Origin of the sequence: Streptomyces otsuchiensis (genome assembly GCF_004305975.1) — a bacterium.
GTDB classification, from domain to species: domain Bacteria; phylum Actinomycetota; class Actinomycetes; order Streptomycetales; family Streptomycetaceae; genus Streptomyces; species Streptomyces otsuchiensis.
In genome coordinates, this window is the sequence record NZ_BHZI01000033.1 from 15106 (window position 1) to 27591 (window position 12486).

Sequence of the window (12486 nt, forward strand, 5' to 3'; positions counted from 1 at the left end):
CGTCCTGGAAGTCACCGCGCCGCACCGCGCGTCGCGCGGCCCACCGCACGCCGCCCGCCGCACACGGCGGCCGATGGCCCGGCGGGGCCGCCGGACCCCGCCCGCGATCGTCGGCCCGGGGGACCGCGTGTCAGTGGTGCGTCGTAGCGTACGGAGCGTGTGACCGAGGCAACTGTTTTCGGCCATGCGTCAGTTGTCGGCATGCCGTGGGAGGCGCGCAATGGGGTGGGTCGAAGCGGGCGACTACGAGGTCGCTCTCGAAGCGGGAAAGGTGGTCTGCCGCAACGCGTCGGGCAGGCGCCTGAAGAGCGTGCCGTCGAAACTCGGCGACCACCCGGCGGTGGTCGGCCTCAAGCAGCTCGCCGAGTGGCTGGAGCGGCACCAGCGCGACTGCCTCGCCGACGTCGAGCGGTGGATGGTGAGATCGCTCCCGGTGCCGCTCGCCGCGCTCGGCCGGGTCTGGCCCGACCCGGCCTGGCAGGCCGTGCTGCGCGACCTCGTCGTCACCGGTGAGGACGGCGCCGTGGCCGGATTCCTGCGCGACGCCGATCCGGAGCGTGGCCTCGGACTGGTCGACCTGGACGGCGACACGGTGCGCATCGCGCCCCCGATGGTCCGCGTCCCGCACCCCGTGCTGCTGGAAGAACTGGCGGAGCTGCGCGAGTTCGCCGTCGAACTCGGCGTCGACCAGCGCGCCGGACAGCTCTTCCGCGAGGTCTGGTACCGGCCCGCGGGTCTCGACCCGGCGACCACGGCCGTCGAGGAGTACGCCGGCGGCGTCTACAAGGAACTGCGCTTCCTCCAGGGCCGCACGGTCCAGCTCGGCTACCGGGTCCGCGGCGGTTACGCGGTCTGCCCCGTGGTCGAGGACGGCCGCACCCTCGAAGCGCGGGTGTGGATCGGCGACTACGAAGGCTACGGCGAGACCGAGACCGGCGCCCTCGGCTGGGCGAACGCGGCCGGCCGCACCCTGCGGGCCGGAGACATCGGGCCGGTCGCCTGGTCAGAGGGCATGCGGATGGCCGCCGCGCTCCACGCGGGACGCGACACCGAGAACGAGGAGCAGGCAGCATGACCGGGTACGACGCCACCACCGCCGCGCTGATGCTGGACGCCGGCGCGGTCCTGCCGTCGGGCAGCACCGAGCGGGAGGACGCCGACGTCCTGACCGCCCGCACCTACACCCACCCCGCGCTGGGGGACCGGTGCGTGGTCCGCCTCGTTCCCGGGACCCTCGGCGACGCCGAGGACCTCGCGCTGGAGTTCCTCGGCCTGGAACGCCGGGGCGAGGCACCGGCCGTGGGCCAGGTCCGCCGCGAGACGCTCGGCTTCCCCGCCTGGGCCCTGGTCAACGACCCGGCCAACGGCCACCACGCCCTGGCCCTGGTCAAGGACATCGAACGCCTCGCCCGGCAGGCGAAATCCCGGGCCGGCGCCGCCAAGGAGGGCTTCGAGGAGCTGGCGGCCCGGCTGGGCCGTGCCGTGCCGCACTTCCTCCCCACCTTCCACGAGCAGGCCGCCCGGATCTACCTCCGCCACGAGAACACCGGCTACGCCGCGACGTTCTTCGGCAAGGCCCGCGAGGCCGAGCGTGTCCACGGCCTGGCGATCGACGAGGACCGGCAGCGCGCGGTCTTCCTGGAGTTCGCCTTCGCCGGAGCCCTCACGGTCAAGTCCCTCAAGGAGTACGTGCGTGACCTCTCGCGGCGGCTCGACCCGGCCGACGCGTGGCGCCAGTACCGGCAGCTCGCCGTCGAACGCTGCGCCGCCGGCCTGCCCCCGTACGCCTCGCTGCCCCAGGACTCCCGCGGCCTGATCAAGGCGGCCGGTCTGGACCGGCAGGCGGAGGAGGAGTCCTTCCTCGCCGACCTCGTGGCCTCGCCGGCCGTGGTGCGGGCGCCCGCCTCGTTCTGGACGGCCTACCGCGACCGACTGGTGAGCCTGGCCGGACGTGAACCGTCCGTCCGCGCCCGGCTGCTGGAGATCATGCCGACCGAACTCGGCAGCGTGGCCGCCGCCGACACGTACTGGCTGGAGCTGCTCGCCGCGACCGGAGCCACGGCGCTGCTCATCGACGACGCGCCGGCCGACGACGAGCCCGCCGGGGGCCCCGGCGCGCAGGACGCCGTCTGCCCCGCGACCTGGCTCTCCCGCTGGGCCGCCCACCGCAAACGCGGCGGCTCCGGGTCGCACCGTTCGCCCGCCACTCTCGACCTCGTCCGCCGGATGGCGCCCCGGCTGCGGCGCCTGGACCGCCCCGTCGACATCGTCTCCGGCCGCTGGCGCCAGACCGCCGACCTCGACCTGCTCGACCTGTGCGTCGCCGAACGCGTGCCGCTCGCCCTCCCGCCGGCCGGCACCGAGGTGCACCTCCCCCTTGAGCACTGGTTGCGCGAGGAGAGCCCCGACCGCCGCGACCTCACCGCGCTCGCCGTCGACCCGCGGCTGCTGCCGATGCTGCACCGGGCCGTCGGCGCGCTGGGCCGCCAGCGCCCCAGCGGCCAGACCCTGGAGCGTCTCGCCGCCCACCCCGTCACCGGCCGGGTCCTGCACGACTGGCTGGACGAGGCCGCCGACCAGTACCTCGCGGCCGCCGGCCTGCCCGGTGCCCACGACGCGCTGGCCCGGCTCCGCCCCTTCCGGCCGGTCGCCGTCACCACCAACCCGGCGGCGATCACCCGGGTCGCGGCGCACTCCACGGCGCCCCTGCTGGCCCGCACGCTGCGCACCGGAATCCTCGACGAACTCGGCTGGCCCGCACTGGAGGAGGCCCTCGACCGCCTCGACAGCGAGACCAGCGCCGACACCCGGCGCGGGCGGGGCGGCGTGATCGTCAGCGAGGCATGGCCCGCCCTGATCCTGGCCCGCGGCGAGAAGGCACTGGTCGTCGGCCCCGACGGCATCCTCCTCGAACACGACATGCGGATACCGGCGGTCGCTGCCCAGAACCGCCACCACGCGCCCCACTTCCGGTACGTCGACGGTGAACTGATGGTGCTGTGGTGGCAGGACTCCACCGTCCACGCCTACTGGTCCAACCGTCCCACCGAGGTCTTCACCCCGGCAGGCGAGGCCGTTCCCCGCTGGTCCTCGGGCAACACCGGCACGGTCTCCCTGCCGCTGCCCGGCGGCGGCCGGGCGACCGGCGGCCGCACCCTGCACGTCGGCGACACCACCCTGCCGCCGAACCGCCCGATCATCGGTGACGGCACCACCTACTGGCGTCAGGGCAGGCAGGGCCGCAAACAGGTGTGGCTGGAGTACGACCCGGCCACCGGCGCGCACGGCCGCGCCTCACTCCCGGCGCTCCTGCGGGCCGGTGTCACCGACGAAGCGGCCCTCGACCACGACGCGTGCCAGGTGCTGCCGCTGCAACCAGGTTTGGAGCAGAGCCCGTTCGGTACCGACGGATCCGTGCTGGGCCGCTGGGTCCGCACCGCCGCGTCCACCGGTGAACACACCGCCGGTACCCCGGACGGCCGCACGGTCACCCTCGACGGGGACGGCACCCGCCGCCCCGGCTTCCCCCTCGGCGCGCTCACCCTGCCCGGTGGAGCCGCTCCCGTCGCCGCCTGGCGGATGTCCCGCGTCAGCCTGCACGCCCCGGACGACACCAGCCCCACCGGTGCGCTCGGCCACGTCACCCCGAACCAGCGCGGCGGCGACTTCGCGGCCGGCACCCCCCTGGTGCCGCCGCTGGCCTTCTGGCACGCCCTGCGGCCCCGGGAGGAGGCCGCCTCCCGTGCCCTGCGGGAGGTCACCGACGCCCAGATGGCGGCGCTGCTGAAGACCTCCGCCGCCGCCATCGCCGACTACGCCGCCGCCACCGAGGCTTCCGGCGGCGACCAGGACGAGGGGCACGACGAAGAGAGCGAGGCCCAGTCGCCGCAAGCGGCCGAGGCCCGCCGCACGCTGGAGCGATCGCTGCTGGCCGCGGTCGCCGCCGAGCTGCCCGCCGTGACCGACCCCGGGCTGCTCACCGGCATCCTCTCCCTCGTCTTCACCGCTCTCCAGCACGCCGAGACCGCGAACGAGTTCACCGCGCCTCCCACCACCACCGCACCCCAGACCCCCCGCCGCCGGGAGATGTTCGCGGACCACCAGCCGGAACACGGCGACGACGGCACCCTGCGCCACGCCGTGCACCGCGTCGGCGAGGACATCGCCAGGTGGGCCGGCAGCGGCCAGTGGACCGCGCTGCGCCAGATCCGCTCCGTCAACCACGTGCTCTCCGGCAAGCCCGCGTACGGCAGGCCGCTGCCCCGTGCGCAGGCGCTGCCCGCCCTCAGCGACGGGTGGACCACCGAGGACCACGTCATCCCGACCTCGGCCCTGCACTGGACACCGCTGTTGGAACGGCTGCGCGCACTGGCCTACCGCGCCGCCTCACCCACCGTGCCCGAGGAGCACCGCGCGGCGCTGCTGCTGCTCTTCACCGCGATCACGGAGGGACCGCTGGCCCGTGCCGCCGGGGTGACGCGCCGGATCACCCTGAGCGAGAAGGTCTTCGAGCACCACCGCCAGGAACGCGCCGGGCAGGTCCTGCGGCACGGCGACCGCACCGTGGTCATCTTCCACGGCAGGGTCCCCTACGGCTCCGACCGGATCCGCTGGGACGCCCTGGACCACGACCCCACCGGGCGGTTCGGCGCGGTCGCCGGCTTCTCCCTCGACTCCGAGGCGCCCTTCGCCGAGCCCTGGACGGGGGAGCGGCTGGACCCGGTGGCCAGGCTGATCGCCGACAAGGGACCCGCGCCCTGGAACCAGGACGCTCCCGCCGCCCTCGCTGCGGCCGTCGCCGGCGGGGCGCTGGGCCCCGTCGAGGCGGCGCTGCTGCTCGCCGCCCAGCCGGACAACCCGCACGCCGCCGTCCTCTCCCTGACCGGACTCAAGAGCCAGCAGTGGAAGGTCGGTCAGGCCCGGCTCGCCGCGCTCGGCGAACAGCGGACCTCCGCACTGCTGGCGGCGCTGCTCCCCGAGGACCCGGCCCAGCTGTGGACCACCGGCCCGGACACAGCCGCGGCCTCCGGCCGTTGGGCCGAACTGCTCGGCGGGCACGTCCGCGTACCCGAGGAACTCGCGTTGCTCGGGCTGATAACCGGCGATCCCGACCCGGTCCTCAACCCCTCCCGGACACCGTGGCTCGCGCGCACCACCGTCCAGCGGACCGACGCCGACGGGCGGCTCGTCGCCGAGGACCCGGCCGCCCTCCCCGGCGGCCGCAGGCTGGCACAGGCGACCGAGGCACTGGCCTCGCTCGCCTACCACCTGCCCTACGGCGATCCGCTGCGGGCACGGCTCCCCGAAGGGCTGGCCGCGCTGCGCCGCCGTCTCTCCGACCCGGGCCTCCTGCTCGACCTCGGCATCAACTGGACCGAGGCCGGCAAACCGACCGCCCCGCAGCTGCGCGCCGCCTACGGACTGCCCGCGACCGGCGGCGCCGACAGCGACGGCACCACCCCGGTCGGCGAGGCGTTCGCGCTCCGCCCGGCGTACGGAGACACCGAGGCCGTGCTGGTGCGGCCCGCCGGCCTGACCGGCCCGCAGGACCCGGCCCACGGCATCATCGAGGGGCTGGTCGGCGGACGGACCCACAGCATGGGCGCCCTGCGCACCCTCCACGACGAGGAGTTCGCGCGGGCGCTCGCCGCCGACGGGCCGCCCGGCCACGCGCAGGACCCCTCGCACAGCGTGCCGGAGCTGGTCGCGGAGGCCGTCGCCGCCCTCGACCTCGGCGAGGACGCCGCCACCCTCTACCTCCAGCTCCTCGCCCTGCCCGACCCCACCGACCGCAACTGCGTGCGGTGGACCGGGTGGAAGCCCGCGCGGGCCAAGCGGGCACGGGCGGAGCTGGCCGGGACGGAGCTGGTCGTGGAGGCCAAGCGCGCCCGTGCCGGCCGGGGTCTCTTCCTGCCCGGCGGCTGGCTCGACCTCAAGTCCCCCGCACTGCCGGTCGAGACCTGGAAGGAGACGCTCTACCCGCTCTCCGTCTCCCACCGCGCCCACCCCTACCTGTCCGTGCCCGAGCTGTTCGCCCTCGCCTGGCGACGGCTGCGCTCCGGCGACGGCCCGGCGTTCGAGGAACTGAAGACCCGCACCACCCGGAAGGCCCGCCGATGACCGCCACCGCCGCCGCACCCGAAGAGGACGGCACCGCACCCGCAGGGGGCGGCACCGCGTCCGGGCAGGACGCCTCGCGCCCCGTCCGGCAGATCGTCCCGCCCGAGGATCTCCACGCCACCGAGCTGGCCTTCCTCGCCGCCCACGACTCCGGCCCCCGCCCGCCGGGCTGGCGGCTCACCCCGCGCTCCGTCGTCACCTTCGTCATGGGCTCCCACGGCGCGGCGCTGACCCTGCCCGACGACGCCCGCGCCGCGGCGGGGACACCCCGGCGGCTGGTCATCGACGGGAAGTTCGTGGGGGACCGCGCCCTGGTCGAGCGGTGCGTGGTCACCCTCGCCGGGGAGCGGGCACTGCTGCTGGTCGGCGAACCCGGAACCGCCAAGTCGATGCTCTCCGAACTGCTGGCCGCCGCCGTCTGCGGCACCAGCGGGCTCGTCGTCCAGGGCACCGCCGGCACCACCGAGGACCAGCTGAAGTACGGCTGGAACTACGCCCAGCTGCTGGCGGGCGGCCCCAGCCCGGCCGCCCTGGTCCCCTCGCCGGTCCTCACCGCCATGTCCCGGGGAGCGATCGGCCGGGTCGAGGAGGTCACCCGCTGCCTGCCCGAGGTGCAGGACGCCCTCGTCTCGCTGCTCTCCGAGCGGCGGATAGCCGTACCCGAACTCGCCGGCGGACCGGACGGCCTGGCCCACGCCACCCCCGGCTTCAACCTGATCGCCACCGCCAACCTCCGCGACCGGGGCGTCTCGGAGATGTCGGCGGCACTCAAACGGCGCTTCAACTTCGAGACGGTCGGCGCGATCGGGGACCTCGACGCCGAGACGGCGCTCGTCCGCCGCCAGGCCCGCGCCGCGCTGGAGCGCTCCGGCGCCGCCTTCCAGGTCGACGACGCGGTACTCGAAGCCCTGGTCACCGCCTTCCGGGACCTTCGGGAGGGGCGCTCCGCCGAGGGCTGGGAGGTCGAGCGGCCCTCGACCGTGATGAGCACCGCCGAGGCGGTCGCCGTCGCCGGTGCCCTGGGGCTGGCCGCGGCCTACTTCCCCGGTGACCGGGACGTGCTGGAGCTGCTTCCCGGCCACCTCCTGGGCGTCGTCCGCAAGGACGACCCCGCCGACGCGGCCCGGCTGCGGGGCTACTGGGACGGCCCGGTGCGGCGCCGCGCGGAAGAGGGCGCGGCGACCTGGCGCGCGCTGTGGGACCTCCGCACCGTGCTGGAGGGCTGAGGACCGTGCCCGGCTCCCCGCCGCGTGAGGCGCTGGAGGCGCTGACCGCTCCCGGCGCGCCCTACCTGATCGGCGTCCGCCACCATTCGCCGGCGCTGGCCGCCGCCGTCCCGGCACTGCTGGCGGCGGCGGACCCCCAGGTACTCCTGGTGGAGCTGCCGGCGGAGACACAGCCCTGGCTGCGCTGGCTGGCGGACCCGGCCACCACCGCTCCGGTCGCACTCGCGGCGGTCGCCACCCGCGACTCCGCCGGAGCCGACGGCTCTGCGCGTGGGAGGACCGGAACCGCCTTCTACCCGTTCGCGGACTTCTCCCCCGAGCTGGCGGCCGTGCGGTGGGCCGCCCGCGCCGGGGTGCCCGTGGTCGCCTGCGACCTGCCTCTCTCCGACCCGGGCTGGAACGCCGTCCGCACCCCCGGGCCGGTGGACGGAGGCGGCCTGCGCACCGCCCTGCGTGAGCGGGTGACGGGCCGTTCCGGCGACGACCTGTGGGACCGCCTGGTGGAGGCCACCGCCCCAGGCTCGTCGCCCGAAGCGATCCGCCGGGCGGCCCTGCTGACGGGCTGGGCACTGCGGCACGACGCCCGCGACGGGATCCCGGCGGTCGACCTGGCCCGCGAGCGTCATATGCGGGCCTGCCTGGCGGAAGCCGTCGCCGACGGCCGCCGGGTGGCGGCCGTGATCGGCGCCTTCCACGCCCCGGCGCTGCTGGCCGGCGCCGAGGGCGGCCCGGGAGGCGCCACGGGCACACCGGGCACGGACGAGCACGAGAGCGACCGGGCGCCGGGCGGCGACTGGTCCGTCTCCCTGATCCCCTACAGCTACGCGCTGCTCGACGAGCGTTCCGGCTACCCGGCCGGTATCCGCGACCCGGAGTGGCAGCACCAGGTGCTGACGAGCGCCGGCGACCCGGCCGCCCTCGACGACGCCGTCACGGCCACCGCCGTCCGGATCTGTGCCGCGCTGCGCGGCCTCGGCCACCCCTCCGGCCCGGCCGACGCCCGTGAGATCACCCGTCTGGCCGGTGACCTCGCCCGCCTGCGCAACCTGCCCGCGCCCGGTCGCGGGGAGCTGGCGGAGGCCGTCCAGACCGTGCTGGTCCAGGGAGAGCTCCACGGGCGGGGCCGCGCCGTCGCCCGCGCCCTGGACGAGGTACTCGTCGGCAGGCGCACCGGGGCCCCCACTCCCGCCGCGCCGCGCGGCGGACTGGCCCCCGCCGTCGAACGCGAACTGGAGGAGCTGGGACTGCCCGGCCCCCACGACACCGCCCGGGAGAGCCGCGACCTCCGGCTCGACCCGCTGCGCTCCGGCCTCGACCGCCGCCGCGAACTGCTGCTGCGCCGCCTGTCCGTGTGCGGCGTCCCGTACGCCGAGGCGAAGGAGGTGGCCGGCACCGGCGGCGCCGACGCCCTCACCTCCCGCTGGGAGATCCGCTGGACACCGGCCACCGCCGGGGTGCTGACCGCCGCGAGCATCCGCGGGGTGACCGCCGCCCAGGCCGCCGAGGGCGTCCTGCGGGAGAGGCACCGCGCCGAGCACGACGAAGGGGGCCCGACCGCCGCGCAGATCCTCACCGGTCTCGCCGACGCCGCCGCCTGCGGGCTGGAGCGGCTGGCGGAGGAGCGGCTCACCGAGACCGCCGACATCCTCCCCGGCTCCGCGACCCTGCCCGAACTCCTCGACGCGCTCACCCTGCTGGACCGCGTCCGCTCCGGCCACATCCCCGGCCTCCCGGCCGAGGAGCACCGCACCACGCGCGCCGCCGGAACGGCGGAGACCCTCACCACCGCGGCCGTGCGCCAACTCGACGGCCTGACCGGCTCGGAGGAACCGCAGGACGCCCGCGCACTCGTCGAACTCGCCCACCGGGCCGACCTCTTCGGCGGTATCCGGCTGGCCGCCGCGCTGGAGCACCTCGCCGCCGAGGGCTCGCCCCTGATGCGCGGCGCGGCCGGAGCGGTCCTGGTCCTGCTCGGCCACCACGACGCCGCCGTGCTCGGGGACCGCGCCGCCGGCTGGACCGACGCCGCCACCGACGCGCCCGGCCGGGCGACCCTCACCACCCGGCTGACCGGCCTGCTGACCGCCGCCGGACCGCTCCTGGAGGCGGTCCCGCAGGTGCTCGACCCGCTGCTGGCACGTGTCACCGAGCTGACCGACCGCGACTTCCTGGACCGGCTCCCCGCACTGCGCGGCGGATTCGACACCCTCAGCCCGGCCGCTCGCCAACGGCTCCTGGCCGTGGTCGAGGAACGCCTCGGCGCTGCCGTTCCCGGACTCGCCGCCGATCCGGTGGCGCTCGCCGTCCACGCCCGCGCGGACCTGGACGCCCGTACCGTCCTCGACCGGCTCGGGCTCCTGCCCAGTGGCGCCTCCGCCGTGCCCGCGCCCGGCCCCGCCGTCGCTGCGGCGCCCGGCGCTCCCGTCCCCTTCCCCGCCGCAGGGGACGCCGTCGTCCAGGGGGACATCGCCGCCCCGGCGGCGACAGCCCCGCCGCCTCACCCCACGCTGCGGGCCGAGGACCGCTGGCGCCTCGTCCTCGGACGTGACGCCGCCGCCCTGCCCGCGCACGCCACCGCGTACGCCACCGCACTCGACGAGCTCTACGGCCAGGGCCGGGGCGAAGGCAGCAGAGGTGACCTCGCCCCTGGCGGCGGGGGCGGACGCGAGGCCCCCTACCCCGGTGTCCGCGCCTGGTCCGAGGAGCTCGCCGCGCTCTTCGGCCCCGGCATCCGCGAGGAGGTCCTGGCGGCCGCCTCGGAACAGGGCCGCACCGACGTCCTCGCCGAACTCGACCCCGACAGCGTCCGCCCCTCCGTGGAACTGCTGCGCACGGTGCTGCGCCACGCGGGCGGTCTCCCCGAGTCACGCCTCGCCACCCTGCGGCCCCTGGTCCGACGGCTGGTGGAGGAGCTGACCCGGGCACTGTCGACCCGGCTGCGCCCCGCCCTGCACGGCGCGATCCAGCCCCGCCCCTCCCGCCGCCCCGGCGGCCCGCTCGACCTGCCACGCACGGTCCGCGCCAATCTCGCCGGTGCCCGCCGTCAACCGGACGGCACGGTACGGATCGTCCCGGAGCACCCCGTCTTCCACACCCGTGGGCGACGGTCGGCCGACTGGCGGCTCATCCTGGTCACCGACGTCTCCGGGTCGATGGAGTCCTCCACTGTCTGGGCAGCGCTGACGGCGTCGGTGATGGCCGGGGTTCCGGCGCTCTCCACCCACTTCCTGGCCTTCTCCACCAAGGTCATGGACCTCACCGACCACGTCGAGGACCCGCTGTCCCTGCTGCTGGAGGTCAGCGTCGGGGGCGGCACCCACATCGCCGCCGGGCTGCGCCACGCCCGCGAACTGGTCGCCGTGCCCTCCCGCACGTTGATCGTCGTCATCAGCGACTTCGAAGAGGGCTACCCCGTCGGCGGGCTGCTCGCCGAGGTCCGGACCCTCGTCGCCGCCGGCTGCCACATCCTGGGCTGCGCCAGCCTCGACGACACCGGCCGGCCGCGCTACGCGACCGGAATCGCCGGTCAGCTGGTCGCGGCGGGAATGCCGGTGGCCGCGCTCAGCCCGCTGGAACTCGCCCGCTGGGTGGGGGAGAAGGTCTCATGAGCACACCTCTGCCCGCCGTCGACCCGGGCGTGACCGCCGAGATCGTCGCCGCGCTCTCGCCCCGTCTCCGCAAGCGCCTCGACGGGGCCGTCGCCAAACTGACGGCCCTGCCGATGGTGCGCGAGCGGGACAGCGTGCGGATCGCACTGGACGACGAGACCGTGGTCGAACTCCACGCGCCCGGCGGCACGGTGACGACGGCCGACGCCGTGCGCTGCGGATGCCTGCTCGCCCCCGCCTGCGTGCACCGCGCGGCCGCCGTCTCCGCCGCCCCCGTCGCCGACCCGCCAAGCACCGGCACCGGCACTGGTCCTGGTCCTGGTCCTGGCACCACCACCGGCGCGGCCGAACCCGTCCCGGACACCCCCGCCGCGCCGACCGACGAGCAGACCACTGCCTGCGCGGCACTCTTCACCGCCGCGGCCGCGGCCCTCGACACCGGACGGGACGGCGCGGGCGCCGTCCATCAGGCCGACCTGCTGCGCGCCGCGCACACTGCCCGGCTGGCCGGCCTGCACCGCCCGGCCGCCGCGGCCGTCTCGGTCGTCACCCAGCTGCGCGCCGCCCGCGCCGCCGCTCCCGAGCACCGACTGCCCGAACTCGCCGACCGCCTGCGGGAGGTGCTGCACGCCGCCCACCGCATTCCCGCCGCCACCGGCCCGGAACTCGTCGCCCTGCGCGGCACGGCCCGCCGCGCCTACACGCCCGAGGGATCGCTACGTCTCCACGGCCTGTTCACCGAGCCGGTCCTCACCCCCGGCGGGTACGCCGGAGCCGTGACCTGGACGGCCGACGCCACCGGCCGCAGATACACCGTGAACGACACCACCCCCGGCGGTGCGACCAGGGCGGCGGCAGCGGGGGAGCGCACCGTTCGGATGGGCGACACCGCACTGACCCACCGTGAGCTGTCGCGCTCCGGACTCGCCGTCTCCGGGGGGACTCTCTCCGCGTCCGGCCGACTCGGCGCGGGCGCCGGAGTCCGCGCGGTCCGCGCCGTGGGCACCCCGTGGAACGCCGCCCCACTGACAGCCCTCTGGGAGGAGCCGCCGGCCGACCAGGCGGCCCGCGCCCTCGCCGCCCGCGACAACCCCACACCCGGCCGCGACGACCTGCTGTTCCTCACCGTCACACTCCTCGGAACCGTGCGCGAGGCGGCGGGGGACTGCCTCCTCGCCCACAGCGAGGGCCTGACGGTCCGGCTGACGCTCGCCCACGACCACCCGGCCCTGCCGTACCGGGACAACCTCCGCCTCCTCGCCTCACGCCCCGGGCTGCGCCTACGGGCCATCGCGCGCCTACTCCCGGCGGCCCACCCCCGGGCCCAGCTACTCGCCGTCAGCCACCCGACCCAGGACGACGCACACGTCAACCTCGGCCTCGAACGGCTCCGGACCGCCGACCTTCCCCCTGCCACCTCGCCAGCCCCCGCACCGTCCGTGACACCTGCCCCGCACCTCGCCGGGGCGCCACTGCACCTGCTGCGCCGCCGCCTCCACCAGGCCGCCGCCGGAGGACGCGCGCTACTGACC

The 12486-nt window shown here is 76.2% G+C and carries 5 protein-coding genes; all 5 read left to right on the forward strand.

Going from position 1 to position 12486, the window contains the following annotated elements:
- Positions 1–220 precede the first annotated feature (220 nt).
- On the forward strand, positions 221–1075 hold the full coding sequence (locus E0D90_RS05505) for a DUF4132 domain-containing protein (protein WP_130796811.1): 855 nt from the start codon (positions 221–223) through the stop codon (positions 1073–1075).
- Positions 1072–6120 carry a hypothetical protein gene (locus tag E0D90_RS05510; protein ID WP_130796812.1) on the forward strand — a complete coding sequence of 1683 codons (5049 nt, stop codon included), beginning with the start codon at positions 1072–1074 and terminating at the stop codon, positions 6118–6120. The genes E0D90_RS05505 and E0D90_RS05510 overlap by 4 nt, the downstream gene beginning before the upstream one ends.
- Complete coding sequence (locus E0D90_RS05515) at positions 6117–7346, forward strand: ATP-binding protein (RefSeq protein WP_130796813.1); 1230 nt, start codon at positions 6117–6119, stop codon at positions 7344–7346. The genes E0D90_RS05510 and E0D90_RS05515 overlap by 4 nt, the downstream gene beginning before the upstream one ends.
- Positions 7347–7351: 5 nt before the next feature.
- On the forward strand, positions 7352–10954 hold the full coding sequence (locus tag E0D90_RS05520) for a vWA domain-containing protein (protein WP_130796814.1): 3603 nt from the start codon (positions 7352–7354) through the stop codon (positions 10952–10954).
- On the forward strand, positions 10951–12486 hold a 1536-nt coding region (locus E0D90_RS05525; protein WP_130796815.1), incomplete at its 3' end, for a hypothetical protein. The genes E0D90_RS05520 and E0D90_RS05525, both read left to right, overlap by 4 nt.

Bases quoted from the DNA above. Each gene is read 5' to 3' on its own strand.
- E0D90_RS05505 (WP_130796811.1), top strand. From the start codon at position 221: ATGGGGTGGGTCGAAGCGGGCGACTACGAGGTCGCTCTCGAAGCGGGA.
- E0D90_RS05510 (WP_130796812.1), top strand. From the start codon at position 1,072: ATGACCGGGTACGACGCCACCACCGCCGCGCTGATGCTGGACGCCGGC.
- E0D90_RS05515 (WP_130796813.1), top strand. From the start codon at position 6,117: ATGACCGCCACCGCCGCCGCACCCGAAGAGGACGGCACCGCACCCGCA.